At 70.3% G+C, this 25158-nt stretch carries 26 protein-coding genes; 15 read left to right on the top strand and 11 right to left on the bottom strand.

Annotation, left to right across the window (positions count from 1 at the left end; translation table 11 throughout):
- Positions 1-39 precede the first annotated feature (39 nt).
- Positions 40-564 (bottom strand): FG-GAP repeat domain-containing protein, encoded by a 525-nt coding sequence (locus ACU6XJ_RS22185; protein ID WP_476314998.1) that lies wholly within the window; start codon positions 562-564, stop codon positions 40-42.
- A gap of 113 nt (positions 565-677) precedes the next feature.
- Between ACU6XJ_RS22185 and ACU6XJ_RS22180 the strand changes: the two genes are divergently transcribed.
- Positions 678-1643: a helix-turn-helix transcriptional regulator gene (locus ACU6XJ_RS22180; protein ID WP_476314995.1), complete on the top strand. Its 966-nt coding sequence runs from the start codon at positions 678-680 to the stop codon at positions 1641-1643.
- Here the strand turns inward: ACU6XJ_RS22180 and ACU6XJ_RS22175 are convergent.
- The gene (locus ACU6XJ_RS22175; protein ID WP_476314992.1) at positions 1634-2551 is read right to left on the bottom strand and encodes an SDR family oxidoreductase; all 918 of its coding nucleotides are present in this window, start codon (positions 2549-2551) and stop codon (positions 1634-1636) included. The two genes, ACU6XJ_RS22180 and ACU6XJ_RS22175, sit on opposite strands and share 10 nt — an antisense overlap.
- A gap of 209 nt (positions 2552-2760) precedes the next feature.
- Here ACU6XJ_RS22175 and ACU6XJ_RS22170 point away from each other — a divergent pair, with 209 nt between their 5' ends.
- Together ACU6XJ_RS22170 and ACU6XJ_RS22165 are read left to right on the top strand one after the other, a co-directional pair.
- Positions 2761-3096 carry a hypothetical protein gene (locus tag ACU6XJ_RS22170; protein WP_476314989.1) on the top strand — a complete coding sequence of 112 codons (336 nt, stop codon included), beginning with the start codon at positions 2761-2763 and terminating at the stop codon, positions 3094-3096.
- A gap of 205 nt (positions 3097-3301) precedes the next feature.
- Positions 3302-4420, top strand: a complete 1119-nt coding sequence (locus ACU6XJ_RS22165; protein WP_476314986.1) for a serine hydrolase domain-containing protein — start codon at positions 3302-3304, stop codon at positions 4418-4420.
- Here the strand turns inward: ACU6XJ_RS22165 and ACU6XJ_RS22160 are convergent.
- Complete coding sequence (locus tag ACU6XJ_RS22160; protein ID WP_476314983.1) at positions 4395-5249, bottom strand: sigma-70 family RNA polymerase sigma factor; 855 nt, start codon at positions 5247-5249, stop codon at positions 4395-4397. The two genes, ACU6XJ_RS22165 and ACU6XJ_RS22160, sit on opposite strands and share 26 nt — an antisense overlap.
- Positions 5250-5324: 75 nt before the next feature.
- Here ACU6XJ_RS22160 and ACU6XJ_RS22155 point away from each other — a divergent pair, with 75 nt between their 5' ends.
- The 3 genes from ACU6XJ_RS22155 to ACU6XJ_RS22145 are packed head-to-tail and all read left to right on the top strand — an operon-like array spanning position 5325 to position 7658.
- Positions 5325-6011, top strand: a complete 687-nt coding sequence (locus tag ACU6XJ_RS22155; RefSeq protein ID WP_476314981.1) for an FMN-dependent NADH-azoreductase — start codon at positions 5325-5327, stop codon at positions 6009-6011.
- 10 nt (positions 6012-6021) lie between these two features.
- Positions 6022-6768, top strand: a complete 747-nt coding sequence (locus ACU6XJ_RS22150; RefSeq protein ID WP_476314978.1) for an MBL fold metallo-hydrolase — start codon at positions 6022-6024, stop codon at positions 6766-6768.
- Between the two features lie 47 nt (positions 6769-6815).
- Positions 6816-7658 (top strand): class I SAM-dependent methyltransferase, encoded by an 843-nt coding sequence (locus tag ACU6XJ_RS22145; protein ID WP_476314975.1) that lies wholly within the window; start codon positions 6816-6818, stop codon positions 7656-7658.
- Between the two features lie 51 nt (positions 7659-7709).
- On the opposite strand, the gene ACU6XJ_RS22140 is transcribed toward ACU6XJ_RS22145, so the two are convergent.
- Positions 7710-8651 (bottom strand): M28 family metallopeptidase, encoded by a 942-nt coding sequence (locus tag ACU6XJ_RS22140; protein WP_476314972.1) that lies wholly within the window; start codon positions 8649-8651, stop codon positions 7710-7712.
- 126 nt (positions 8652-8777) lie between these two features.
- Here ACU6XJ_RS22140 and ACU6XJ_RS22135 point away from each other — a divergent pair, with 126 nt between their 5' ends.
- Together ACU6XJ_RS22135 and ACU6XJ_RS22130 are read left to right on the top strand one after the other, a co-directional pair.
- On the top strand, positions 8778-9272 hold the full coding sequence (locus tag ACU6XJ_RS22135) for a metallophosphoesterase family protein (protein ID WP_476314969.1): 495 nt from the start codon (positions 8778-8780) through the stop codon (positions 9270-9272).
- Positions 9273-9300: 28 nt separating this feature from the next.
- Positions 9301-9768 carry an STAS domain-containing protein gene (locus ACU6XJ_RS22130; RefSeq protein WP_476314966.1) on the top strand — a complete coding sequence of 156 codons (468 nt, stop codon included), beginning with the start codon at positions 9301-9303 and terminating at the stop codon, positions 9766-9768.
- On the opposite strand, the gene ACU6XJ_RS22125 is transcribed toward ACU6XJ_RS22130, so the two are convergent.
- The 5 genes from ACU6XJ_RS22125 to ACU6XJ_RS22105 form a co-directional block, all read right to left on the bottom strand.
- Positions 9747-10148 carry a response regulator gene (locus tag ACU6XJ_RS22125; protein ID WP_476314963.1) on the bottom strand — a complete coding sequence of 134 codons (402 nt, stop codon included), beginning with the start codon at positions 10146-10148 and terminating at the stop codon, positions 9747-9749. The two genes, ACU6XJ_RS22130 and ACU6XJ_RS22125, sit on opposite strands and share 22 nt — an antisense overlap.
- Positions 10145-11578, bottom strand: a complete 1434-nt coding sequence (locus ACU6XJ_RS22120; protein WP_476314960.1) for a PAS domain-containing sensor histidine kinase — start codon at positions 11576-11578, stop codon at positions 10145-10147. The genes ACU6XJ_RS22125 and ACU6XJ_RS22120 overlap by 4 nt, the downstream gene beginning before the upstream one ends.
- Before the next feature lie 50 nt (positions 11579-11628).
- The gene (locus tag ACU6XJ_RS22115; RefSeq protein ID WP_476318577.1) at positions 11629-12000 is read right to left on the bottom strand and encodes an ATP-binding protein; all 372 of its coding nucleotides are present in this window, start codon (positions 11998-12000) and stop codon (positions 11629-11631) included.
- A gap of 107 nt (positions 12001-12107) precedes the next feature.
- Positions 12108-12767: a response regulator gene (locus ACU6XJ_RS22110; protein WP_476314957.1), complete on the bottom strand. Its 660-nt coding sequence runs from the start codon at positions 12765-12767 to the stop codon at positions 12108-12110.
- A 70-nt stretch (positions 12768-12837) separates the two neighbouring features.
- Entirely contained in the window at positions 12838-13932 is a 1095-nt protein-coding gene (locus ACU6XJ_RS22105; protein WP_476314954.1) for a glycerol dehydrogenase, read from the bottom strand.
- 102 nt (positions 13933-14034) lie between these two features.
- Between ACU6XJ_RS22105 and ACU6XJ_RS22100 the strand changes: the two genes are divergently transcribed.
- The 3 genes from ACU6XJ_RS22100 to ACU6XJ_RS22090 all read left to right on the top strand — a co-directional run bounded on the left by ACU6XJ_RS22100 (position 14035) and on the right by ACU6XJ_RS22090 (position 17782).
- On the top strand, positions 14035-14982 hold the full coding sequence (locus tag ACU6XJ_RS22100; RefSeq protein ID WP_476314951.1) for a hypothetical protein: 948 nt from the start codon (positions 14035-14037) through the stop codon (positions 14980-14982).
- Between the two features lie 136 nt (positions 14983-15118).
- Positions 15119-16627: a S8 family serine peptidase gene (locus tag ACU6XJ_RS22095; RefSeq protein ID WP_476314948.1), complete on the top strand. Its 1509-nt coding sequence runs from the start codon at positions 15119-15121 to the stop codon at positions 16625-16627.
- A gap of 36 nt (positions 16628-16663) precedes the next feature.
- Entirely contained in the window at positions 16664-17782 is a 1119-nt protein-coding gene (locus ACU6XJ_RS22090; RefSeq protein WP_476314945.1) for a trypsin-like serine protease, read from the top strand.
- Here the strand turns inward: ACU6XJ_RS22090 and ACU6XJ_RS22085 are convergent.
- Positions 17779-18438, bottom strand: coding sequence for a TetR/AcrR family transcriptional regulator (locus tag ACU6XJ_RS22085; RefSeq protein ID WP_476314942.1), 660 nt, complete (start codon positions 18436-18438; stop codon positions 17779-17781). The genes ACU6XJ_RS22090 and ACU6XJ_RS22085 overlap by 4 nt on opposite strands.
- A gap of 179 nt (positions 18439-18617) precedes the next feature.
- On the opposite strand from ACU6XJ_RS22085, the gene groL reads away from it, so the two are divergent.
- From groL to ACU6XJ_RS22065, 4 genes are all read left to right on the top strand, one after another.
- Positions 18618-20237: a chaperonin GroEL gene (groL, locus tag ACU6XJ_RS22080; protein WP_476314939.1), complete on the top strand. Its 1620-nt coding sequence runs from the start codon at positions 18618-18620 to the stop codon at positions 20235-20237.
- A 149-nt stretch (positions 20238-20386) separates the two neighbouring features.
- Positions 20387-21343, top strand: a complete 957-nt coding sequence (locus tag ACU6XJ_RS22075) for a YihY/virulence factor BrkB family protein (protein WP_476314936.1) — start codon at positions 20387-20389, stop codon at positions 21341-21343.
- A 56-nt stretch (positions 21344-21399) separates the two neighbouring features.
- Positions 21400-22854 (top strand): CoA transferase, encoded by a 1455-nt coding sequence (locus ACU6XJ_RS22070; protein WP_476314934.1) that lies wholly within the window; start codon positions 21400-21402, stop codon positions 22852-22854.
- Complete coding sequence (locus ACU6XJ_RS22065; RefSeq protein WP_476314931.1) at positions 22851-24407, top strand: class I adenylate-forming enzyme family protein; 1557 nt, start codon at positions 22851-22853, stop codon at positions 24405-24407. Before ACU6XJ_RS22070 ends, ACU6XJ_RS22065 begins: the two co-directional genes overlap by 4 nt.
- Here the strand turns inward: ACU6XJ_RS22065 and ACU6XJ_RS22060 are convergent.
- Positions 24352-25149, bottom strand: a complete 798-nt coding sequence (locus ACU6XJ_RS22060) for a class I SAM-dependent methyltransferase (protein WP_476314929.1) — start codon at positions 25147-25149, stop codon at positions 24352-24354. The two genes, ACU6XJ_RS22065 and ACU6XJ_RS22060, sit on opposite strands and share 56 nt — an antisense overlap.
- Positions 25150-25158 lie beyond the last annotated feature (9 nt).

Below are 25158 nucleotides of genomic sequence, written 5' to 3'. Positions count from 1 at the left end.
GTGCGGGCACGGCTGGCGGCCGTGCCCGCACCGAACCGATCAAACCGGGATGTCGGTGCTCTGCCCGTAGGGGATCGATCCCCGACCCTGGTCGCTGCTGCGAATCCAGTACCAGGTGCCGTCGGAGGGCCGCCACACCGCCACGTCGGTCTTGCGGTCCCCGTCAAAATCGCCGGGCATCGGGATGTCGGTGCTCTGGCCGTAGGGCACGGACACCCGGCCCTGGTCGCTGCTTCGCACGTAGTACCAGGTGCCGTTGGACGGCCGCCACACGGCGACGTCGGCCTTGCCGTCGCCGTCGTAGTCGGCGGGCACCGGAACGTCGCCGTTCTGTCCGAACGGGATGGACCCCCGGCCCTGGTCGCTGCTGCGGACCCAGTACCAGGTCCCGTTACTTGGACGGAACACCGCGACGTCACGCTTGCCGTCGCCGTCGAAGTCCGGGGCATAGCCTGCTGCCGCCGGGGCCGCCGCGTGCTGGACTGATGCCGCGGGGATCGCGGCGACACCCACTGTCATCAGCGCCGCGCCAACCAGGATCGTCAGGCGGGATGAGTTGTTCATGGTTCCCTTCCTCCCTTTGGGGACGCGCTGAAGGGTGTCGAAGGCCCGAACGCGAAGGAAGGTTTCGGTCCGCTCAGCGGACCGGAACGGCACTGATCAGGCATGATCTGCGGGTGCGGGCGGAACGACTGGTGGCGTTGCTGTTCACCTTGCAGAGCAAACGCAGCGCGACGATGGCGGAGTTGGCGGCGGCGCTGGGGGTGTCCGAGCGCACCATGCACCGCGATATCGCCGCGTTGCAGACCGCCGGGGTTCCACTGTGGACGGAGCCGGGGCGGCACGGCGGGGTCCGGCTGGTCGACGGCTGGCGGAGCAGGCTGGACGGGCTCACCTCGCGGGAGGCCGTGGCAATCTTCGCGATGGGCGTGCCGAGGGCACTGGCCGAGTTGGGGCTGGGCACCGCGGTGTCCGCGGCCCACGCCAAGGTGTCGGCGACGCTGCCCGCGCCGCTGCGGGAGCAAGCCCAGCACCTCGCGCAGCGGTTCCATCTCGACGCGCCGGGCTGGTTCCGGCGGGAGGACGATGCCGAGCACCTGGCCGATCTCGCCCGCGCGGTCTGGGATCAGCGGCGTACCAGGATCGCCTACCGACGCGGCGCGGACACGGTCGAGCGGGTGCTCGACCCGCTCGGGCTCGTGCTCAAGGCCGGTGTCTGGTACCTGGTGGCGGCCGTGGACGACACCGTGCGCACCTACCGCGTGAGCAAGGTCGCGACGGTGGAGGAGCTTCAGGAACGGTTCGAGCGGCCCGCGGACTTCGACCTGGCGGGCTGGTGGCAAAGCTCGTCCGCGCAGTTCGAACGCTCGCTTCAGCGGGTGCCGGTGCGGGTCCGGCTCAGCCCCCGCGGGCTGCGCGCGCTGCGCTGGGTGATCGATGCCGATATCGCGGTGACCGCGCTGGAGCAGGCGGGCGCGCCCGATGCGGACGGCTGGGTCGAGGTGGTCCTGCCGTTGGAGGAGCCGCACATCGCGGCGGGCCAGTTGCTCGGGCTGGGCGTGGAGGTCGAGATCCTCGAACCATCCGCCGTGCGGGCCGCGTTCGCGGACGCCGCACGGCGGATGGCCGAACGTCACCGGTAGCCGGTGGGGTCCGCGGGCTTGTCGGCGTCCTGGACTTCCACGACGTAACGCCACGCGTCGGGCCTGCTGCCGTCCACGTCGTCGAGGTCGTAGATCTTGGCCAGCGTGCCGCTGTCCAGGGTCTGCCCGGAGAAGCGCGCCTTGTCCCGGTCGGTGGCCAACGCCGCGACGCCCCGTCCGACGAAGGTCGGCGACTCCGAGATGCAGAAGTGCGGTTGTGTGACCAGCGCGTCCCGCCAGTTCTCCTCGGTGACGCCGTAGATCTCCAGCATCGCCTCCGACCGCAGCCAGCCCGGCGTCACCGCCACCGCGGTGCACCCGTGTTCCCGCAGTTCGTGGGCTTGGGCGAGGGCGAGGTGGTGGGCGGCGGCCTTGGCCAGGTAGAACGCCAGCGAGGTGCCCTTGCGGAACTTCGCGTTGTACTCGGCGGTGCCGTCGGTCATCTCCACCACCAGCCCGCCGGGCCTGCGGACCAGCAGCGGCAGCAGGTGGTGGCTGGTGATGATGTGGGCGTCGATGCCCAGCCTGATCATGCGCAGGCTCGCCGCCAGCGAGTGCTCCCACACCGGCTGACCCCAGCCGAGGTGGTGATCCCCGCCCCACAGGCCGTCGACCAGCACATCCAACCCGCCGTGGTCGCGTTCGACGCGCTCGGCCAGCGCCCGCACCTGCTCGGGTTCGAGGTGGTCGACCCGCACCGCGATGCCGGTGCCGCCCGCCTCGGTGATCCGCTCGACGGTGCCCTCGATCGTCTCGGGGCGGTCCACCTCGGACCGCTGCGTGCCCGACGAGCGTCCCGTGACGTACACCGTCGCGCCCGCGCGGCCGAGTTCCACCGCGATCGCCCTGCTCGCGCCCCGGGTTCCACCCGCTACCAACGCGACCTTGCCAGTGAGATCCTTGCTCATGCCGACCACGATCGCGGCGAACCCTGACAGATCGCGGCATGGTTTCCGAATCGCCACACTCAGCTATGTGCGCAAGTCGCCGGGCGGAATCCTGCACCGCGACAGCAAGCCGCTCGTTGAACGGATCGGCGCTTGCCGGGAAATCGGGTTGGCCATACTCTGTTACTAGAAGTAACAGTTACTACTGGTAACGAGGTGGAGGGCACCTGATGAAGGTTCCTGCTTCCGTGGGCCAACTGATCGACACCACGAAGACCGAGGTCGCGACGACGGTGGGCCGGGTACGCAGCGAGGCCGCCGACCAGGTGGCCCGGGTCGCGGGTCGGGTGGCGGGACGCACGGACGAGGCCAGTGAGTCCGTCACCGCGATCACCGACGCCGCGGCCACGGCCGCCGCGCAACTGGCGGGCAACGCCGCCGAGTTCGCCAGCCGCTCCGTGCGCGCGGCCGCGGACCGCATTTCCCGCAACGTCAGCCGCTGGGGCGAGGGGCTCGGCGACCGCATCGTCCGCCTCGGCGACGAGATCAGCCGCCCGCGGCGTTGACCCACTCCCCGGGGCGACCGAAGATCCCCACAGCGTGCGGATCACGGTCGCCCCACCGAAGTTGACAAATCAGCGCCACCGCAGAACGGCCGGGCGCTCATGGATGTGACAACACCGGAACCACCGGATCGCTTTGTTGACAGCGGGCATTCGGCGCCCACAGTATTTGGCGGAATCCGATGAAGATTCCCTGCCGGAGGCCGCCATGCCGTTTTCTCCGCGTCACAAGGTCGCCTCCGTGGTCGCCGCCGTTCTGGTGGCCCTCGCGATGCCCGTCTCGGCGGGCGCCGAGAAGAGCGGCGATTACCCCGGCCGGGAATGGGAGCGCACCGATGCCGCGGCCGCCGGCTTCGACCCGGCCAAGCTGGCGGCGATCGCCGCCGAGGCCAAGGCCGACGGCTCGAACTGCCTGGTGGTGATCAGGCACGGCAAGCTGGTCGCCGACTGGTACTTCAACGGCACCGGCCCCGCCTCGGCGCAGGACGTCTGGTCGGTGACCAAGTCCTTCGCGAGCACTCTGGTCGGCATGGCGCAGGCGGACCGCAAGCTGGACATCCGCGACAAGGCCGCCAAGTACATCCCCGCGTGGCGGGGCACCCCGGCCGCGGCCGTGACCGTGCGGGACCTGCTCAGCAACGACTCCGGCAGGCACTGGGACCCGGTCGCCGACAACCTCGGGCTGATCTCCGCCCCGGACCGCACGTCCTACGGCGTGCTCCTCCCCCAGGCGTCCCCGCCCGACCAGGTCTGGGCCTACAACAACTCCGCCATCCAAACCCTGGACGCCGTCCTGGGCGCCGCGACCGGCAAGGAGCCCGCCGACTACGCGCAGGCGAACCTGTTGGGCCCCATCGGCATGCGCAACTCGGTCATGACCAAGGACATCGCGGGCAATACCGGCATGTTCGCGGGCCTGCGCTCCACCTGCGAGGACCTGGCCCGCTTCGGCCACCTGTTCCTGCGCGATGGCCGTTGGGCGGATGGCCAGATCGTGCCGAAGCAGTGGGTGAAGGAAGCAACCGGCAAGCCATCGCAGGAGATCACCACCGCCTACGGCTACCTGTGGTGGCTCAACCACCTCGGCCCGCGCGCCACCCCCCTCGCTCCCATGACGCTCAAGGACTCCGCCACCGCCCCGCACACCAGGATCGCGCCGGGCGCGCCCGCGAACATGTACTGGGCCCTTGGCCTCGGCGGCCAGACCGTCCAGGTCGACCCCGGCTCGGACACGGTCGTGGTCCGTCTCGCCCCCACCAGTCTGACCAGCCCAGGCTGGACCACCAAGGCGTCCAGGGTGGTCACGGAGGCACTGGTCCGTCCGTAAGGGCGGCCAGTTCGAGCCGCCTGATCCGCGCGGGGTCCGCGATCACCTCGTAGGCGGCGATCCGGTCGTCCTCGACCGTGACGGTGAGGACGAGGGCCAGCCGCCCGCGCGGAGCCACCACGACCCCGACCGCGCCGTCGACCAATGCGGCCTCGGCGTAGCGGGCGTTGCGGCCGAACACCAGCGTCCCCTCGGCGACCGCCCGCGCCCCGCGCAGCTCGGTGGGGGCGCCAGCCGGTAGCACGGCGGGGTCGGCGCGACGCACGACGTCGGGCGCCAGCACCGTGAGCAGCGCGGTCAGGTCGCCGCCGCGGGCGGCGGCAAGGAACGCCTCCACCACGAGCCGGTGCCGGGCGAGTTCGGCCCCAGGCAGCGCGGGGGTGCCCCGCACGCGCAGCCGAGCGCGGCTGGCGAGCTTTTTCGCGGCGGCCGGTGAGCGGTCCACGATCGGCGCGATCAGGTCGAACGGCACCGCGAACAGGTCGTGCAGCACGAAAGCGACCCGCTCCGCGGGCGCCAAGGTGTCCAGCACGACCAGCAGGGCGCGGCTCACCGAATCGGTGCGCAGCGCCTCCTGCTCGGGGCCGTCGCCGTCCCAGTTCCGGTCGGGCACCTGCGCGACGGGCTCCTCCCTGCGGGCGCGCAGCAGGTCCAGGCAGATGCGGGAGACGACCGTGGTCAGCCAGCCCGCCAGGTTCTCCACGCCCGCTGTGTCGCTGCGGCGCAGACGCAGCCAGGTCTCCTGCACGGCGTCCTCGGCCTCGCTCGCCGAGCCCAGCATCCGGTACGCGACCGCGCGCAGCCGGTCGCGATGCCCCTCGAAGTCCACCGGTCACCTTTCCCGCTTCTTCGTCGTCACCGACTTGACGAACCTCGAGCCGAGAACGTGACAGGAGACGACCACATGAGTGTGCTGCTGCACCTGGATTCCAGCGCGAGCCCCGCCGAGCACTCGGTCACCAGGCAGCTGACCGCCTCGTTCGCCGCCGCTTGGCGAGCACGCCACGGCGCTGCGGGCCACCGCTACCGCGACCTGGCCGCCGATCCCGTGCCGCTGGTAGGCCCCGGATTTCCCGCGCTGGGGCAACGCGTCGAGCGGCGCGGGGTGGTCCCGCTCTCCGAGGTCGCGGCGTTGGCCGGGAGCGCCGATGAGCAGCGGGAGTGGGCGGTGGCCCTGCCCCTGATCAGCGAGCTGCTGGCCGCGGACACGCTGCTGATCGGCGTGCCGATGTACAACTTCTCGGTGCCCGCGACGCTGAAGGCGTGGATCGACCGGGTGAGCTTCCCGGGCGTGTTCACCGAGCCGACCGACGGGCGCAGCCTGCTGCGGGACACGCGTGCGGTGCTGGTGCTGGCCCGCGGCGGCGGGTACGGGCCGGGCACCCCGCGGGAAGGCTTCGACTTCCAAGCGCCCTACCTGCGAGCCTGGCTCGGAAACCTGGGTGTGCCCGCGGCCAACCTGCACATCGTGGCCGCCGAACTGACCCGGGCCGCGGACATCCCCGCGTTGGCGGGGTTGCGGGAGCTGGGTGAGAAATCCCTGACCGCCGCGCACTCCGCGGTCACCGCGTTGGCCGCGTCGCCGGGGTAGGTTCTGGTGCGTGCGCGAGGTGGCCAAGGACGTGTTCTGTGTGGGCGGCACCGACGTCAACTGGGTGCTGGTCCGCGAGGGCACGGACCTGACGCTGATCGACGGCGGCTGGTACGGCGATATCGCGGCGGTGGAGGCCTCGATCCGCGCGTTGGGTCGCCGACCGCAGGACGTGCGCGCGGTGCTGCTCACGCACGCGCACCTCGACCACATGGGCGCGCTGAACCACCTGCACGAGCGCTACGGCGTGCCCGTGTACATGGACGCCCGCGAGGTGGGGCACGCCCGCCGCGAGCATCTGGAGCAGGCCACACCGCTGGACGTGATCAGCCGAAGCTGGCGGCCGCGAGTGGCCGCGTGGGGTCTGCGCATCGCCCGCGCCGGGGCGCTGCGTCACCTTGCGGTGCCGCACGCGCTGCCGTTCCCCGGCGAGGGGCCGCTGGACGTGCCGGGCAGGCCGGTTCCGGTGGCCTGCCACGGCCACACTTCGGGGCACAGCGCGTATCTGCTGCCCGGTGTCGGGGTGGTCGCCACCGGCGATGCGCTGGTCACCGGCCACCCGGTCGCCGCCGTCGCCGGACCCCAACTGCTGCCGGACATGTTCACGCGCTCGCCGGAGGGAGCGCTCGCGGCGCTGGAGGTGCTCGGGTCGCTGGACGCGGGCGTTCTGGTGCCGGGGCACGGACCGCCCTGGGCGGGCTCGCCAGCCGAGGCGGTGGCGACCGCGCGTGAGCGTTGGCAGACCGCGTCGAGATAGGCGGGTAAGCTTTTCCCTCTGTTGGGGCCAAGACTGGGGGAAGCCCGATGACCGAGAGCACCGCCGTGCGCGTCGATCCGTCCAACGCCGATCAGTTGAAGGCGTGGGACGGTGATCAGGGGGCGTTCTGGACGGCTCGCGCCGACCGCTTCAACGAGGGTGTTGCCCGCTACCACGGCCTGTTTCTCGACGCCGCCGCCATCGAGGCGACCGCGACCGTGCTCGACATCGGTTGTGGCAGTGGGCAAACCACCCGCGATGCCGCCCGGCGGGCCGTTCAGGGATCGGCGCTCGGGGTCGATTTGTCCTCGCCGATGATCGCGCTCGCCCGCGACTTGGCCGCCCGCGAGCAGGTCGACAATGTGTCGTTCGAGCAGGTCGACGCGCAGGTGCACCCGTTCCCGGCGGACCACTTTGATGTTGCGATCAGCAGGCACGGCGCCATGTTCTTCGGCGACCCGCCCGCCGCGTTCGCCAACATCGCCCGTGCGCTGCGTGCCGGTGGCCGCCTGGTCCTGCTGACCTGGCAGCCACTGGAACGCAACGAGTGGATGAGTACTTTCCGCACGACACTGGCCGCGGGCCGCGATCTCGGTTCGGCGAAACCGTTCGCCTTGAGCGACCCCGAGGAAGCCGCGGCGCTGCTCACCACGGCGGGCTTCACCAAGGTGAGCGTGCGGGGTTTGACCGAGCAGATGTACTTCGGCCGCGACGTCGACGACGCCTGCGACTTCGTCTCCGAGCAGTTCGGCTGGCTGCTGCGCGACGTCGACCCCGACGCCAAGATCGGCGCCGTCGACGCTCTGCGCGCGGACATGGCCGCGCACCAGACCGGTCAGGGCATCCGCTACGACTCCGCCGCGTGGCTCATCGAGGCTCGGCGGGCTTGAGTTGTGCACGCGCCGCCGCCGGTCGACGGCGGCGCGTGCACAGAAATCCGGTCAGCCGCCGATGAGGGTGTAGATGGCGTACGCGGCGGTGTCGGTGTGGCGATCCAGCGAGGTCGCGTTGATGTTGCTGGTGGTGTCGCAGGCGCGGTGGTAGCAGGCGTCGTAGGCCGCTCCCGCGGTGCCGCCCCAGCGGGTGGCCTGGGCCTGGGTCATCCGGCCGCCCGCGCCGCTGAAGGTGCCCGCGACGGGGATGCCCGCACTGGCGAACGAGGAGTGGTCGGAGCCGCCGCCGAGGTTGGTGGTGAACTCGCTTTCGACGTTCTTCAGCTTGAAGCCCGCGGTGAGCGCGTCGACCAGCTGCTGGGAGCCGTTCGGGGCGTTGGCGGTGGTGTAGGTGAAGTAGGCGGCGTTCTTGGAGCCGGTCATGTCGAAGTTCAGGTATCCCTTGATCTTCGACCGCTCGGTGGATGGCAGGCTCGCGACGTAGTTGCGGGAGCCGATCAGGCCCAGTTCCTCCGCGCCCCACCAGCCGAAGCGGAGGTGCTTCTGCGGCTTGAGGTTCTCCTTCGCGACGGTCAGCGCGATCTCCAGCAGACCTGCCGAGCCGGTGCCGTTGTCGTTGATGCCGGGGCCCGCGGTCACACTGTCCAGGTGACCGCCCGCCATGATCACGTTGTTCTCGTCGCCGCCGGGCCAATCGGCGATGAGGTTGTACCCGGTGGCGCCTTGGTGGGTGAACTGCAGCGTTTGGGTCCGGTACCCGGCGGCGTCCAGCTTGGCCTTCACGTAGTCGACCGAGGCCTTGTAGCCGGGCCTGCCGTGGGCGCGGTTGCCGCCGTTGGCGTCGGAGACCTTCTGTAGCTCGGCGAGGTGGGCCTGGACGTTGGCGACCGCGATGTCCGGCGGGGCCGCGGCGGCGGTGGCCGGGCCGGTGGCGGTGCCGACGCCGACCAGCAGGGCGATCACGCCCACCAGTGGGGTGCGAAGCCTCATGGTGTGACTCCTCAACGCAGGGAATGCAGGGGTGTCGTTATCTTCGCGTGATCACCTGCGGGAAGCCACCCGTACGAACGTTGGTATTTCAGTTCTTTCGGCGACCCCTGCGGCCACAATGGGGCCATGCGAGTGGCGGTGCTGGCGGATACCCACGCGCCGAGGCGGTGGAAGTCCTGTCCGCCGCGGGTGGCGGAACAGCTGGCGGACGTGGACCTGATCCTGCACGCCGGTGACGTGTGCACGGCGGGGGTGCTGACCGAGTTGTCCGCCTTCGCGCCCGTGCACGCGGTGCTGGGCAACAACGACGGGTCGGAGGTCGCGGACTGGGGCGCGCCGGAGACGCTCGAACTGGACCTGGGCGGGCTGCGGGTGGCGATGATCCACGACAGCGGGCAGGCCGTGGGACGCACGGCGCGGATGCGGCGCCGCTTCCCCACCGCCGACCTCGTGGTGTTCGGGCATTCGCACATCCCGCTGGACGTCACGGGCGATGGGGTGCGGATCTTCAACCCCGGCTCCCCCACCGATCGGCGACGTCAGCCCCGGGGCACCATGGGCAGGCTGCTCATCGAGGACGGCGCGCTTGTCGAGGCGCGGATCATCCCGGTGACGGCCTGACGAATTCATCCTTCAGGGGTCTCACGCGGTGATCACCATCGGGTGTCGCTCGGTTGACAAATCGCGGGGAATTTGTGTTCATCAGGGTGTGGCGGACGACTTTTGCGCGCGGGTTGCCGATATCCCCGCCCAGAATCGCAGAGCCGGTGCACCGGCTCTGTCGGTGATCCGCGAGGATCGCGGCGAGGCCGTCGTGGTGTCCGTGGAAGGCGAGATCGACCTGATCAGCGCGCCTGCCCTGGAGAATCACCTGCGGCAGGCCATGCGGGTGGCTTCCGCGTCTGCACCCGTCATCGCCGACCTCACCCGGGTGCGATTTTGTTCCGTGGTCGGGGCCAACCGGCTGCTGAAGATGCACCTCGAAGGCGAGCGCCTGCACACCCCGCTGCGCCTGGTGACCGATCAACCCGCCGTGCTGCGGGTACTCCGTCTGTGTGGTCTTGATCAGGTGCTGCGCATCGCGACCGGACCCGATCAGGCGGTCTCGGGCCGCTGACCCTCGCGAGCCGAGTGACCGAGCCTGCGCACGGCGGACACCAGTTCATCGTTGTCGACGCCTTTGAGCAGGTGGTCGACCACGCCGACGCTCCGCAACTCGGTGATGGCGATGGCGTCGGCGTAGGCGGAGAAGGCCAGGATGCGGGTGTCGGGTGAGCGGCGGATGATCTCCTGGGCGGCCAGCGCTCCCCCGCCGGGCATGCGGATGTCGAGCACGGCGACCATGGGCGCGTAGCGCTCGGCCAGCGAGATCGCCTCAACGGCATCGCGCGCCTCGGCGATCACCTCGAAGTCGGGCTCGGCGCCGAGCACCTCGCGCAACGCGGCGCGGATGTCGGAATCGTCATCGCACACCAGTACGGTGAGGTGGGCGGTCATGGCCCCGGCTCCAGCGCGGACAGGTTCGGTACCCAGAACCGGACGGTGGTGCCCGCCCCCGGTTCACCCGTGATCGTCCACCAGCCGCCCGCGGTCTCGGCACGCTCCCGCATCTCGATCAGGCCGAAGTTGTCGTGGGCGGGCGGTTCCGCCAGGCCCCGACCGTCGTCGGTGATGCGGACCTCGGTGCCCTCCCCCACCGTCACCAGGGTGATGTCGACCCTGCTCGCCTGGGCGTGCTTGTAGACGTTGGTGATGGCCTCCTGGCAGATGCGGAAGATCGTGATCGCGGTTTCGGTCGGCGGCTGTACCTCCAGTTCGTGCCGCAGCGAGTACGTGAGTCCCCAGTCGACGACGATCTGCTTCAGGTAGGCGACGAGCGCCTCCGCCAGGCTCGCGCGGTCGATGCCCGGCGGGCGCAGCCGGAAGATCAGGTTGCGCAGCCTGCTGATCGCACCGCGCACCGAGGCGTCCAGCTGCCGCACGGTGTCGACGTGCGGTTCCGGCACCTTGCCCGCCAGGAGTTGCAGCCGCATGCCGATGGCGATCATGGACTGGAGGGGGTCGTCGTGCACTGCCCAGGAGATCCGCCGCCGCTCCAGCTCCTGCGCCTCGACCAGATGGGCGAACAGCCGCCGCCGCTCGTTCAACGCCTGCTCGGCGTTGCGGCGCTCGGTCATATCGCGGGTGACCTTGCCGAACCCCCGCAGCTCGCCGTGTTCGCCGAACAACGCGGTGATCACCACGTTGGCCCAGAACCGGGTGCCGTCCTTGCGGATCCGCCAGCCCTCGTCCTCCAGCCTGCCCTCCGCCACCGCGAGCTCAAGCTCCAGGTCGGGCTTGCCCGCGGCCACGTCCTCGGCCGGGTAGAACGTGGAGAAGTGGCGGCCGATGATCTCCGACGCCCGGTACCCCTTGATCCGCTCGGCGCCCGCGTTCCAGCTGATGATGTGGCCCTGCGGGTCCAGCATGAAGATGCCGTAGTCGACCACGCTGTGGACCAGCAGCCGGAAACGCTCCTCGGACTCCCGCATCGCCTGTTCGGCCCGGCGCCGGTCGGACATATCGCGGGTGACCTTGCCGAAACCCTGTAGCACACCGCTGTCGTCCACCAGCGCGGTGATGATCACGTTGGCCCAGAACCGCGTGCCGTCCTTGCGGATCCGCCAGCCCTCGTCCTCCAGCCTGCCCTCGGCGATGGCCTGCTCAAGCTCGCGGGCGGGCTTGCCCGCGGCCACGTCCTCGGCCGGGTAGAACGTGGAGAAGTGGCGGCCGATGATCTCCGAGGCCCGATACCCCTTGATCCGCTCGGCGCCCGCGTTCCAGGTCATGATGTGGCCTCGCGGGTCCAGCATGAAGATGCCGTAGTCCAGCACGTTGTCGACCAGCAGGTGCGCCGGACCGAGCGGCGGAGGTGGCGGGGCGTCCATACCGCCACTATGCAGAACAAGGAGCGCCGAGGGTATCGGCGACGCTCCGCTCAGGCCGTTCTCGCCCGATCGACGGTGCCGTTCGAGGTGAGCTCGCACCACACCGTCTTCCCTCCGACCCCGGGAGACACTCCCCACGACGCGGCGAGCCGTTCGACGATCCGCAGTCCCCAGCCCCCGGTCGGCCCCGAACTCCGCATCGCGGGCAACAACGGACTGGTGTCACTCACCTCGATACGCAGCCGGGTGGGGGTGCCCGCCAGCCGCAGGACCGATGCCCGCGTGCCGTGCAGGACCGCGTTGGTGAGCAGTTCGTCCACGACCAGGACCGCATCGTCGTGGGAGCCACGGTAGGCCCATCGGGTGAGGGCATCCTGTGTGAACCGACGCGCCAGCGCCATCGCACGGTTGGTATCCGGCACCGGGAACTCGGCCCTTGCCGGAAGGGAGGCCTCCACGTCTTGCACTATCGGCCTGCCGGATGTCGATCACGAGATGCAGCGACCTCAAATCCACTGATGCATCTGCATCAGTCGAGCAGGCCTTCCCGGCGTCCGATGGCCACCGCCTCCAGGCGGGAGCGGGCGCCCAGCTTCTCCAGTACCCGCTGGACGTGGTTGCGCGCCGTGCTGCGGGCGACACCCAGCCTGGTGCTGATATCGCCGATGTCGGCGCCCTCCCCCAGCAGGTGCAGTGCCTGCAGTTCGCGGTTGGTGAGGGTGGCACCGGTCCGGCCCACCCGGCCGGTCAGCCGGTCCAACACCCCCGGCAGCAGGCCGGGGTCGAACACGACCTCGCCGGCGGCGACCTTGCGCACCGCCGCGGACAGTTCCTCCAGGCCCGCCGATTTCAACACCAGCCCCGCCCCGCCGACCTCGGCCACCCGCGCCGCGATCGACGGCGTCGCCTCTCCGGTCAGGACCAGCACCCGAGTGTCGCCCGCCGCCTCCAACCGCGAGATCGCGGTGATGCCGTCGCCGTCGGGCAGCCTGCGGTCGAGCACCACGACGTCGGGGGTGTATCGGCGGACATCGGCCAGGGCTTCGGCGATCGAACGCGAACGGCCGACGACCTGAAGGTCCGTGGTCTGTTCCAGCGCAAGCGACAGCGCCTCGGCGACCATGTCGTGGTCCTCGACCAACACGACCCTGATCAGACGCGTGGCCAACGGCTTGGACCGCAGAGCCATACGGCGATGTCCCTCCGCTTGGCGTGCAGAAACCCCATCCTAGCCCGGCGTACCTGCGCACCGCTGATGATCATGCGGTGCGGCCGAGGGCGTCGGCGGTGGTGATCGCGTCCACGACCATGGGCACGGTGACGGGGAACGGCTCGTTGTGGATGGTCTCGCCTTCGGCGGTCGCCCGCCGCGCGATCCGCTCCAGATCCGATCGGCTCGCCTCGGCCAGCCCGAGTTGGGCCAGTGTCACCGGCAGTCCGACCTCGGCGCAGAAACCCAGCGCCGTGGACAGCTCGGACTCGGATGCCCCCTCCAGCACGAGTTGGGTGATGACGCCGAAGGCGACCTTCTCGCCATGCAGGTAGGGATGGGTCTGCGGGACGGCGGTGAGCCCGTTGTGGATCGCGTGGGCGGCGGCCAGACCGGAGGACTCGAAGCCCAAGCCGGACAACAGCGTGTTGGCCTCCACCACTCGCTCCAGCGCGGGCGTGACGGCCTGGTTGCGGACCGCGGCCAGCGCGGAGACGCCGTCGGCCAACAGTGTGCGGTGGCACAGTTCGGCCAGTGCTGCCGCGGATCTGGTGGAGCCGCCGCCGCGCATGTTGCGGACGTGCCCCGCCACGCAGGTGCGGGCCTCGTACCAGGTGGCCAGCGCGTCGCCCATGCCCGACACCAGCAGCCGCGCGGGCGCCTTGGCCACCACTTGGGTGTCCACCAGGACCAGGGCGGGGTTGCGGCGGACGAGTTGGTAGGCCTCGAACTCGCCGTCCTCGGTGTACACCACGGACAACGCGCTGCACGGCGCGTCATTGGAGGCGATCGTCGGGCAGCTGACCATCGGCAGGTCCAGGTCGTCGGCGGCGGCGCGGGCGGCGTCCAGCGCCTTTCCACCGCCCGCGCCAACGATCGTGGCGCAGCCTTGGTCACGGGCGGCGGTGGTGATCCGCGCGATTTCGGCCCGGCTGCACTCGCCGCCGAAGCCGAACACGGCGTACGGGATCTCCGCCTCTCCCAGCGACTTCCGCCATACCTCGCCGAGCATGGATGCCGCTGTTCGGCCCGCCACGATCAGTGCGGGGCCCGCGAGGCCCAGCCGCACAAGCTCGGTGCCCAGGGCGGCGGTGGCGTCCCGGCCCTGGACGTAATGCCCGGGAGAGGAGAAAACACTCAGCATGATCGCAGTCTTGCATGGGACGACAATTCTGCTTACTGCTGTTAATAGTCAAATGTTGAAGTGATTCGGAATACACTCGGACGCGCCGACGGGAGGGGTGCCATGGCGGTTCCGCAAACGCAGGACGACCGGTTGCGTCACGAACTCCGACAGGCCCTGCGCACCGGCCCGTTTCCCGCCGCGCTGCACCTGGCGATCGAGGCCAGTGGGCTCACGCTCGACGAGATCCAAATATGGCTGGCCGAGCGCGGCGCCAGGGTCAGCGTGCCGACCTTGAGCTACTGGCGCCGGGGACGCAGCAGGCCGGAGCGCTCGGGTTCGCTGCAAGCCGTGCACCTGCTGGAGGACCTGCTGGAGCTGCCTGCCGACTCGCTGATCTCCCTGCTGGGCCCACGCAGGCCGCGCGGTCGGTGGATCGGCCACGCCCCGGGCAGCCTGGACATCAGCCAGGTGTGGGCGGACTCCCGTCCATCCGAGCTGCTCAGCGGGGTAGGGGTGGCTCCAGGTGGGGTGAGCCGGGTCAGCACGCAGGTCACGCTCACGCTGGACGCGCAGCGGCGCGCGAGTTCCGTTCGGGTGCGCGCCCTCGTCCGGGCGGGCTCCGACCGTGTTTCCCGGTGCGCCGTGGTGTATCAGTCCGAGGAGCGGCCCGATAACCCGCCGTCGCTGGTGGAGACGCGGTTCTGCCGCCCAGGGCGCATCCAGGTCGATCGGACCACCGGCCTGATCGTCGCCGAGCTCATCCTGGACCGGGTGCTGGACGCCGATGAGCCCGCGCTCGTGGAGTACGTGTGGCGCTTCTCCCCCAGCGTGTCGATGCAGCGCTATGAGCACCGATTCATGGTTCCGACGAGGGAGTACGTGTTGCAGGTGCAGTTCCACCCCGATGCGGTGCCCGCCCAGTGTCATCGCTACGACCGGCGGACGGCGGGCGAGCCGGAAGGCAACCTCCGCGAGCTGTGGATCGGTGGCTCCAACACCGCGTTGCTGGCCGAATCCGATGTGCCCGCCGGCATCTTAGGCATGCGATGGGATTGGTCAGCTCCCTGACCAGATGAATTAGCTTTAGCCGGGGGCGGTTAACAGATTTGCGCCTGCATTCTTCTGCGGCGTCTTAACAACCCTGTTCGCGTCGTGTTCGGCGAACTTACGGTCCTCCGCGGTGTTTCGACCGCTTGGAGGACACATGACGAAATGGAGACGGCGCACGCTCGCGTCGGCCCTCGCGCTGGCCACTGGCCTAGCGCTGGCGCAGGCGGGTGCGGCGCAGGCCGAACCGGAGAAGGACGTGATCAGCGTCGCGACCAATCCGGTCGCGGGCACCTACCTGGTGACGCTGGCGGGCAACGACAGGGCGGACGCGACGGCGGCGACCGCGGCGAGTCTGGTGCGGCGTTACGGCGGCACGCTGGACGGCGTCCTCACCGCCACCATGCGCGGCTTCGTGGTCCGCGGGCTGTCCGAGCCGCAGGCCCGCAAGCTGGCGGCCCGGCCCGAGGTCGCGGAGGTGCGGCAGAGCGGGCGGATGAGCGTCGGCGGTCCCGGCGGCACCCAGAGCAACCCGGTGAACTGGGGTCTGGACCGCATCGACCAGCGGGACCGCCCGCTGGACAAGAAGTACACCTACCCCAACGACGGCGCGGGCGCGAACGTCTACATCGTCGACACCGGGATCCGCTTCACCCACCAGGAATTCGAGGGCCGGGCGAAGAACGGCGTCGACCTGCACGCCAAGCCCAACAACGGCAACGACTGCCACAACCACGGCACCCACGTGGCGGGCATCGTGGCGGGCAAGACCCGCGGCGTGGCGAAGAAGGCCAACCTCATCTCGGTGCGCATCCTGGGCTGCGACGGCTTCGGCGAGGACGCGGACCTGATCGAGGCCGCGGAGTGGATCACCAAGAACGCGGCCAAGCCCGCGGTGGTGAACCTGTCCGTCTACACCGACGACCCGAAGATCGCCACCTCGGCGATCCAGGGCTCGATCCGCGCCGGTATCCAGTGGTCGCTGATCACCGGCAACAACGGCGGTGACGCCTGCAGCTACGGCCCCGGCGGCCAGGTGCCGGAGGCGTTGCAGGTCGGCAACTCGACCAGCAACGACACCAGGGCGTTCGACTCCAACGCGGGCCGGTGCATGGACCTGTTCGCGCCGGGCTCGGGAATCGACTCGGCGTTCAAGGGCAGCGACAGCGCCTACGGCACGCTGAGCGGCACCTCGATGGCGGCACCGCATGTGGCGGGCGCGATGGCGTTGCGGCTGCACGACGCGCCGAACAGCACCCCGGCCGACCTGCACAAGTGGATCATGGACAACGCCAGCAGCGGAAAGATGTCCGGGCTCTCCGCGGAGACACCGAACAAGTTGCTGTTCGTGCCCAACGCGCAAACCCCGCCGCCCAGCGGCCAAGGGCCGTCGGCGAGCTTCACCGCTTCCTGCCAGTCCGGCCTGAACTGCGCGTTCGACGCCTCCGCCTCACGCGACCCTGACGGCTCGATCGCCTCCTACGCGTGGGATTTCGGTGACGGCACCACCGGCAACGGCGCCACGGCCACCCATGCCTATCCCGCCAAGACCGCCACCTATACCGCGACGTTGACCGTGACCGACAACTCGGGCAACGCCGCCACCACGCAGCGCACCATCCAGTGCCACTCGTTCGGCACCGGCCAGGGCTTCTGCTTCAGCTGAGCCCCTTCTCCCTGCACACCCTGCGAAGGATGACCCATGAAAAAGCTCATGCGTGCCCTGTGCGCGTTCGGACTCGCGGCCAGTGCGCTGTCCGTGGCCTCCCCCGCCCTCGCCGATGACCCCGACAACGGCGTCACGCCGTATGTCATCAACGGCCAACCGGCTACGGTCAGCGAGTTCCCGTTCATCATCTCCCAGCACCGCACCGGCGGTGTCCGTCCCGCCGAGCAGTCCTGCACCGGTTCGGTGGTCGCCAAACGGATCGTGCTGATCGCCGCGCACTGCAAGTTCGCCCAGGGCGAGAAGTACCTGGTGTACGGGCGCGACGACCTCAACGACACCAGCAAAGGCACCCGGATCGAGATCCAGGAGTACCGGACCCACCCCAGCTACAACGCCAACGACGGGTGGCGTACCGGCTTCGATGTCGCGGTGATCATCGCCAAGACCGACATCCCGACCCCGGCGGGCATGGCCTACCCGAAGATCGCCAAGTCCGGTGACGCGCTTCCCGTCGGCACCAAGGGCACCGCCGTCGGCTACGGCAAGTCCGACTCCCAGGACGCGCAGAAGAACAGCAAGCTGTGGCAGACCGCGCTGCCGGTGGTGGCCGACCAGAACTGCAAGAACATCAACTTCCAGTTCGACGCCCGCTACATGTTCTGCGACGGCTACGGCGACGGCAGCACCGGCCTGTGCCAGGGCGACAGCGGTGGTCCGTATCTGCACAACGGCACGATCTACGGTGTCTTCTCCTGGCTGCGCACCGACTGCGCGTCCTACAACGCCCACGGCAGGCTGCACGGCGTGATGGGTGACTGGGTGCACCAGCAGCTTGGCGGCGGCGAGACTCCCCCGCCCGGTGGTAAGGCACCCTCGGCGAGCTTCACCGCCTCATGCCAGTCCGGCCTGAATTGCGTCTTCGACGCCTCCGCCTCGCGCGACCCTGACGGCTCGATCGCCTCCTACGCGTGGGACTTCGGTGATGGCACCGCCGGCAACGGCGCCACCGCCAACCACACCTACCCCGCCAAGACCGCCAACTACACCGCGAAGCTGACCGTCACCGACAACTCCGGCCAAAGCACGACCACCGAACGCAAGATCCAGTGCCACTCGTTCGGCACCGGCCAGGGCTTCTGCTTCAACGGCTAGCCCCCCGGCCGCCGGGGGGAGGCATACAGGGGCGCCTTCCCCCGGCTCCCGGTGTCGGCCGCCCGCAATGCGGGCTTGACATGGTGCAGCGCTTCCCGCAGGAGTTCCGCCAGCGGGCGGGGCCGCACCACGACCAGCCCGGTGGCCTCTCGACGCACCCACCGCTCGAAGGCCACTCGCGTGGCGGCCGACACCGCCCCCGCCAGCACCGCGGTCGCCAGTTCGTCGGTGCTGCCGGTGCGGGCCGCGATCGCCTCGGCCAGCGGCCGGTCGATGTCGGTGACGGTGTTGACGAACTCCGCCCGCAGCGACGGCGCGGAGGTGATCATCAGCAACGCCTCCCCGCCGGGTTCGGCGGCGTACTGCTCCACCAAGGCCTCGATCACGGCCTCTGCCAGCGGTTCCTCGGCGGGCCTCGCCCGCAGCGCCGCGGCGATGCGTAGCGTCCGCTCGGCGGCGATGGCGGCGACGATCGCCTGTTCCCGGCTGGAGAAGTAGTTGTTGTAGGTGCGCGGCGACACGCCCGCCGCCTCGGCGATGTCGTCGACGCGCACGTTCTCCGGACCCCGCTCCATGGCCAGCCGCAGGGCGGCCGCGCTGATGGCCTCGCGCGTGGCGATCTTCTTCCGCTCCCGCAGCCCGCCGCTCTCGCTCATGACAGCACTCTATCTGATTTTGCGTCCACGCATTTTTGCGTGCGCGCAACTTTGGCGGTACGGTCGGTGTTGGCACTCTCGCCACGGGAGTGCCAGTCGGTGGTCGGTGCCGGTCGAGTGGTCGTGCCGTCGCGGGCGCCGTGCACCGATCACCTTCAGCTGCCAGGGAGAGGACACACATGGCCAAGATGATTGCGTTCGACGAGGACGCCCGCCGGGGCCTTGAGCGCGGCATGAACACCCTCGCCGACGCCGTCAAGGTGACGTTGGGCCCCAAGGGCCGCAACGTCGTTCTTGAGAAGAAGTGGGGCGCGCCCACCATCACCAACGATGGTGTCTCGATCGCCAAGGAGATCGAGCTTGAGGACCCGTGGGAGAAGATCGGGGCCGAGCTCGTCAAGGAAGTCGCCAAGAAGACCGACGATGTCGCCGGTGACGGCACCACCACCGCCACGGTGCTGGCTCAGGCCCTGGTTCGGGAGGGTCTGCGCAACGTGGCCGCGGGTGCCAACCCGAAGGCGCTCAAGCGTGGTATCGAGAAGGCCACCGAGGCTGTCGCCGAGCAGTTGCTCAAGACCGCCAAGGAGGTCGAGACCAAGGAGCAGATCGCTGCCACGGCCTCGATCTCGGCCGCTGACACCACGATCGGTGAGTTGATCGCCGAGGCGATGGACAAGGTCGGCAAGGAAGGTGTCATCACCGTCGAGGAGAGCAACACCCTGGGTCTTGAGCTTGAGCTCACCGAGGGCATGCGCTTCGACAAGGGATACCTGGCGCCGCATTTCATGACCGACACCGAACGCATGGAGGCCGTTCTCGAAGACCCCTATGTGCTGCTCACCTCGTCCAAGATCACCACGATCAAGGATCTGCTGCCGATCCTGGAGAAGGTGATGCAGACCGGTAAGCCGCTGCTGGTCATCGCGGAGGACGTGGAGGCGGAGGCGCTGGCGACGCTGATCCTCAACAAGCTCAAGGGCGTGCTGCTCTCGGTCGCGGTGAAGGCTCCCGGCTTCGGTGACCGTCGTAAGGCGATGTTGCAGGACATGGCGATCCTGACCGGTGGCCAGGTCATCAGCGAGGAGGTCGGCCTCAAGCTGGACAACGCCGACCTGTCCCTGCTGGGCCGCGCCCGCAAGATCGTGGTCACCAAGGACGAGACCACCGTGGTCGAGGGCTCCGGCGACAGCGAGGCCATCGCGGGCCGGGTCGCCCAGATCCGCGCCGAGATCGACAAGAGCGACTCCGACTACGACCGCGAGAAGCTCCAGGAGCGCCTGGCCAAGCTGGCAGGCGGTGTCGCGGTGATCAAGGCCGGTGCCGCCACCGAGGTCGAACTCAAGGAACGCAAGCACCGCATCGAAGACGCCGTCCGCAACGCCAAGGCCGCTGTGGAAGAGGGCATCGTGGCCGGCGGTGGCGTCGCGCTGCTGCAAGCCGCCGAGACCGCCTTCGGCGGCTTGGGCCTGGAAGGCGACGAGGCCACCGGCGCCAACATCGTCAAGGTCGCCCTGGAGGCCCCGCTCAAGCAGATCGCGGTCAACGCCGGCCTCGAAGGCGGAGTCGTCGTCGAGAAGGTCAAGAACCTCAAGGCGGGCGAGGGCCTGGACGCCGCCACCGGCGAGTACAAGGACCTCATCGCCGCGGGCATCATCGACCCCGCCAAGGTCACCCGCTCCGCACTGCAAAACGCCGCCTCCATCGCGGCGCTGTTCCTCACCACCGAGGCCGTCGTCGCCGAGAAGCCCCAGCGCGAAGCTTCCTCCCCCGCCGATCCGTCCGGCGGCATGGACCTGTGAGGCACCGGCCCGCGGCCGAACGGATCACATCCGCTCGGCCGCGGTTGGGCTGCGGGGCCCAGCGGGTACGTCATGCCCAGGACGGGTGATGGCGGAGGTGGGCTGTGGTGAGCGGTGGGCATCGGAAGGGCTTGAGCGGGAAAAAGCACGTGCCGCAGGGGCCTTCGGAGCTGTCCAAGCGGTCGTGGTGGGGGGTGCTGCGGCGGACGGTGACGGAGTTCCAGCGGGACAACCTCACCGACTGGGCCGCGGCGCTGACCTATTACTCGGTGTTGTCCATCTTCCCCGGGCTGGTGGTGCTGACCGCGTTGCTGGGCATGCTGGACCCGTCGGCGACGCGGGTGCTGATTGACACCGTCACCGACGCGGTACCGGGGCAGAGCCAGGAGATCCTGGTCAACGCGATCCGGGAACTCCAGCAGGCGCAGGGCATCGCGGGGCCGCTGGCCATCGTGGGTATCGCGGGCGCGCTGTGGTCGGCCTCGGGATACGTGGGGGCGTTCATGCGCGCGTCCAACGCGATCTACGAGATGCCGGAGGGGCGGCCGGTGTGGAAGACCTGGCCGCTGCGGCTGCTGCTCACGGTGTCGGTGGTGGTGCTGCTGGCACTGTGCACCATCGGGGTCATCGCCACCGGCACGCTGGCCGACCGCGCGGGCAGGATGCTCGGCGTGGGCGGGACCGCGGTGATGGTGTGGGACATCGCCAAGTGGCCGGTGATCGCGTTGCTGGTCAGCCTGGTGTTCGCGCTGCTGTACTGGGCCTGCCCCAACGTGGTGCACCCCGGCTTCCGGTGGCTCAGCCCCGGCGGCATTTTCGCCGTCGTCGGCTGGGTGCTGGCGTCGGCGGGTTTCGCCTTCTATGTGGCTAACTTCGGCTCCTACAACAAGGCCTACGGCTCGCTGGCGGGCGTGATCGTGTTCCTGGTCTGGCTGTGGATCTCCAACCTAGCCGTGCTGATGGGTGCTCAACTCGACGCGGAACTGGCTCGCGGGCAACGCATCGAGGCGGGGCAGTCCGTCGAGCAGGAGCCTTTCCTGGCGCCCCGCGACACCAAGGCCATGGACGAGGCCGAACGCGCCGAGACACCGCAGGACGCCCGATGAGGTGAAGGGCCGCGCTTCGCGCCGCTGAGCCGCGTCGACGCTGGTAGGCGTTGGGCATGGGCTTGCTGGAAAGCGTTGTCACCCGGTCGTGGTCCGCCGAGGTGGAGTGCGAGGTCGGCTGGGCGGGGCCGGTGGAGCTTCCGCTGGTGGACGAGCTTTCGGTGCAGGCGGCCTGCGGGATCATGCAGGTGCACGGCCGCAAGCTCGGCAGGCCGGTGTCGCTGGGGGTGGACTACGCCTCGACCGTCGCGCAGGTGCTTGCCGGGCAAGGGGTTCTCGCCGCGCTGGTGGCCCGGCGCCGTGGTGCGGCCGTATGCGGGGTGCGGACCTCGGTGGCGCAGGCGGCCCTGCTGTCGGTGAGCCAGTACCTGGCGGCGGCCACCGCCGGGGACGACTGGGCGGAACCGGTGCGCCCCGGCGGTCCGCCGTTCGTCTCGGCGGACGGGGTGCGGTTCGAGATCGAGACGTTCGACGCCTCGGCGTGGCAGGTGTTCTGGCGCTCGCTCGCGGCGCCGGACGCGAGCATCGCCGGGGGGTGGCCCGCGTTCCAGCTTCGCTTCGCCACCGCCACCTGCCCGCTGTCCCCAGACCTGCACAACGCCGCGCGGCGCCGCCCGTTCGCGGCGGCGGTCGACGCGGCGGACACCACGGGCGTCAGCATCGTGCCGGTGCGGTCCGCGCCCACCAAGGTCGGACCGTCGTGGTGGATCACCGAAGGGACGGATGCCGCCGTGCCGCCGCGGCGACACGGCGGAGGTCTGCCGCTCGACGGGCTGACCGTGGTCGAGTCGACCCGGCGCCTGCAAGGCCCGTTGGCCGGGCACGTGCTGCGGATGCTGGGCGCGGAGGTGATCCGTGTCGAGCCGCCCGGCGGAGATCCGCTGCGGGGTGTGCCGCCGATCGCGGGCGACACCTCGGCGCGGTTCCTCGCGCTCAACCACGGGAAACGGGTGGTGGAGATCGACCTGAGGTCCGCCCGCGGGCGTGACGAGGTGCGCGAGCTGGTGGCGGGCTGCGATGTGTTCCTGCACAACCTGGCGCCGGGCAAAGCCGCGGAACTCGGGTTGGAGGCCGACGACCTGGCGGCGGTGCGGCCGGGGCTGGTGCACGCGTGGGCCTCGGGCTGGCACGACGCGCTCGGCGGTGATCCTCCGCTGGGCACCGATTACCTGGTGCAGGCGCACAGCGGGCTCGGTTCGCTGGTGTGGCCCGCTTCGGAGCCGCCAGCTCCGTCGCTGATGACGTTGACCGACATCCTCGGCGGGCTGGTCTGCGCGCAGGGCGTGCTCGCCGGGCTGCTGGCGCGGATCACCACCGGCCGGGGGCAGCGGGTGAGTTCCTCGCTGCTGTCGGCGGCCGGTCTGCTCGGTCCCGCCGCGCCGAGGCCCGCCGCGCCCTCGGTGCCGGTCTGCCGCGACCTCGCGGAACTGGCGACCGATCCGCGGTTCGCCGCAGCCTTGGAACACGACGGCTGCACGTTCGTCCGCCCACCCTGGGAGTTCTGGCCATGACCTGGACCTCCGGCAACGGGATCGTGCTGCGTGACCTGGTGCCCGCGCGGCTGCGCCGCCACTGGGTGGAGGTCGGCCACTGTCCGGGCCGCGACCTGTTCAGCCTGTTCGCCGAACGGGAGCGGGAGCATCCCGACCGGGCAGCGGTGGTCGACCCGGAAGGCGAGCTCAGCTACGCAAAGCTCGGCGCGGCGGCGCGGCGGCTGGCGGGGGCGCTGGCCGTGGCGGGACTGGGGCGCACCGACATCATCGGTATTCAGCTGCTCAACGGCAGGGACGCGCTGGTCGCCGACCTGGCCGTGGCCGCGCTGGCCGCGGTCGCACTGCCGATCCCGTTGGGCCGGGGCGACCGGGACACCCTCAGCCTGCTGCGCCGGTCCCGGGCCGCGGCGTTGATCGTCGCCTACCCGGCGGCACGGGACGGGTTGCGGCCGCGGCTGCCGGACCTGCGGGCGGTCCTCTCCCCGCGCGAGGACGGCCCGTCCGTGGTGGTCGAACCGGTCGATGCGGAGGCGCCCGCGAGAATCCTGGTCACCTCGGGGTCGGAGTCCGAACCGAAGATGATCGCCTACTCGCACAACGCCATGGCCGGTGGTCGCGGCAACTACGTGCGCGCGCTGTACGAGGGTCCGGAGCGGATGCGCAGCCTGATCCTGATGCCGCTGGCGTCCTCCTACGGCTCGCTGGGCCTGGTGACGGTCGTCCGGCACGGCGGCACGGTGCTGCTGCCCGGCCGCTTCGACCCCGACGGCGCGCTGCGGGCGATCGCCGAGTGGCGGCCTACGCATCTGTTCGCGGTGCCGACCATGCTGCGGCGCATGCTCGACCGGCCACGGCTGTCCACTGAGGACCTCTCGGCGCTGCGGGTGGTGGTGTCGAGTTCGTCGCTGCTCAGCCCGGCCGCGGTCGCGGCGTGTGAGGCCAGGTTCGGGCGGCCGGTGGTCAACGTCTACGGCTCTTCGGACGGGCTGAACTGCCACACCGCCAGGCGCAGACAGGGCGTCGGTTTGCCGGACCCCGCGGTGGCGGAGATCCGGCTGAGCGCCGAGGGCGAGATCCGGGCGCGCGGACCGATGACACCGCTCTGCTACGTCAACGCACCCGAACTGGACGCGCGGTATCGGGACGCCGAGGGCTGGGTGCGCAGCGGCGACCGGGGCCGGATCGACGCCGACGGGTGCCTGCACCTGGTCGACCGGATCAAGCAGATCGTCATCCGCGGCGGCCACAACATCAGCCCGGCCGAGGTGGAGTCGGAGCTCAGCGCGCACCCCACCGTGGGCGACGTGGCCTGTGTCGCGGTGCCGGACGCCGACCTCGGCGAGCGGCTGTGCGCGTGCATCACCCTGCGGCCCGGCACCGCGCCGCCGACGCTGTCGGAGCTGTCCGCGTTCCTGGAGCGGGATCGGGGCTTGGAGCGGAGGAAGCTGCCTGAACTGCTGGTGGTGCTGCCGGAGATTCCGCTGGGGGCGACCGGCAAACCGTGCAGGCGCACCCTCAGCCGACTGGCCGCCGAGCACGCACCGAATAGATCACATACGACGACACCATGAACTCGGGGTCGGCCAGCAGCAGCCGGAGGTCGGCCAGTTCACCGGCGGTCATGCCCGCGGCGATGAGCTGATCGTGCAGGGCGGACGAGTGGTGCCGCAGCAGCCGGGCGCCGGGCGAACCGCCCCGCCACAGTTCGACCCGCGGCGCCGGGTCGACGTCCACCAGGCCCACTGCGCGCATGGCGGCGGCGACATCGCGTCCGAAGCACCCGTCGCCGCCGTTGGCCTCCATGACCGCGGTCTTGGCGGCCATGAACTTCTCGTAGAGCCTGCGGGCCTTGAGGTCGGGGGTGAGCAGCGCGGGCGCGTAGCGGTTGTCGAACTCGTCGACCTGGAGCACGCCGCCCGGCTTCAGCGCCCGCGCCAGCCGGGCCAGCACCGCCTGCCGCTGCGGCAGGTGACAGAGCACCAAGCGGGTCACGATCAGGTCGAACGCGGCATCGGGCAACGGGTCGCACACGATGTCGTGCGCGACGACCTCCATGCCGGCCGCGGGCGGGATGCGGTTCGGTTTGATGTCCGTGGCCAGCACCCGGCCGGTGGGCGCGACCCGCCCCGCCAGCCAGCGGGAGACGCTGCCGCCGCCCGCGCCCACCTCGAGGCAGTGCCAGCCGGGGCCGACGCCGGTCTCCGCCAACCTCGCCGTGGTGAACGGGTCGAGCAGGTCGGCCAGCGCCCGGTGCTGATCGTCGGCGTGCGTGCTCGTGTTGTCGAAGACGTAGATCTCGGAAACCATCGACATGATCGGCTC

This window comes from Actinorectispora metalli (assembly GCF_056323685.1).
Note: the sequence above shows the minus strand (reverse complement) of the source record. Positions and strands in the feature narration are given on the sequence as shown.

Coding starts and splice junctions, on each gene's coding strand:
- ACU6XJ_RS22145 (WP_476314975.1), top strand. CDS start 6,816: ATGACCGAGAGCACCGCCGTGCGCGTCGATCCGTCCAACGCCGATCAG.
- ACU6XJ_RS22135 (WP_476314969.1), top strand. CDS start 8,778: ATGCGAGTGGCGGTGCTGGCGGATACCCACGCGCCGAGGCGGTGGAAG.
- ACU6XJ_RS22065 (WP_476314931.1), top strand. CDS start 22,851: ATGACCTGGACCTCCGGCAACGGGATCGTGCTGCGTGACCTGGTGCCC.
- ACU6XJ_RS22175 (WP_476314992.1), bottom strand. CDS start 2,551: ATGAGCAAGGATCTCACTGGCAAGGTCGCGTTGGTAGCGGGTGGAACC.
- ACU6XJ_RS22105 (WP_476314954.1), bottom strand. CDS start 13,932: ATGCTGAGTGTTTTCTCCTCTCCCGGGCATTACGTCCAGGGCCGGGAC.
- ACU6XJ_RS22125 (WP_476314963.1), bottom strand. CDS start 10,148: ATGACCGCCCACCTCACCGTACTGGTGTGCGATGACGATTCCGACATC.
- ACU6XJ_RS22155 (WP_476314981.1), top strand. CDS start 5,325: ATGAGTGTGCTGCTGCACCTGGATTCCAGCGCGAGCCCCGCCGAGCAC.
- ACU6XJ_RS22165 (WP_476314986.1), top strand. CDS start 3,302: ATGCCGTTTTCTCCGCGTCACAAGGTCGCCTCCGTGGTCGCCGCCGTT.
- ACU6XJ_RS22060 (WP_476314929.1), bottom strand. CDS start 25,149: ATGTCGATGGTTTCCGAGATCTACGTCTTCGACAACACGAGCACGCAC.
- ACU6XJ_RS22085 (WP_476314942.1), bottom strand. CDS start 18,438: ATGAGCGAGAGCGGCGGGCTGCGGGAGCGGAAGAAGATCGCCACGCGC.
- ACU6XJ_RS22170 (WP_476314989.1), top strand. CDS start 2,761: ATGAAGGTTCCTGCTTCCGTGGGCCAACTGATCGACACCACGAAGACC.
- ACU6XJ_RS22120 (WP_476314960.1), bottom strand. CDS start 11,578: ATGGACGCCCCGCCACCTCCGCCGCTCGGTCCGGCGCACCTGCTGGTC.
- ACU6XJ_RS22090 (WP_476314945.1), top strand. CDS start 16,664: ATGAAAAAGCTCATGCGTGCCCTGTGCGCGTTCGGACTCGCGGCCAGT.
- ACU6XJ_RS22140 (WP_476314972.1), bottom strand. CDS start 8,651: ATGAGGCTTCGCACCCCACTGGTGGGCGTGATCGCCCTGCTGGTCGGC.
- ACU6XJ_RS22100 (WP_476314951.1), top strand. CDS start 14,035: ATGGCGGTTCCGCAAACGCAGGACGACCGGTTGCGTCACGAACTCCGA.
- ACU6XJ_RS22110 (WP_476314957.1), bottom strand. CDS start 12,767: ATGGCTCTGCGGTCCAAGCCGTTGGCCACGCGTCTGATCAGGGTCGTG.
- groL (WP_476314939.1), top strand. CDS start 18,618: ATGGCCAAGATGATTGCGTTCGACGAGGACGCCCGCCGGGGCCTTGAG.
- ACU6XJ_RS22095 (WP_476314948.1), top strand. CDS start 15,119: ATGACGAAATGGAGACGGCGCACGCTCGCGTCGGCCCTCGCGCTGGCC.
- ACU6XJ_RS22070 (WP_476314934.1), top strand. CDS start 21,400: ATGGGCTTGCTGGAAAGCGTTGTCACCCGGTCGTGGTCCGCCGAGGTG.
- ACU6XJ_RS22185 (WP_476314998.1), bottom strand. CDS start 564: ATGAACAACTCATCCCGCCTGACGATCCTGGTTGGCGCGGCGCTGATG.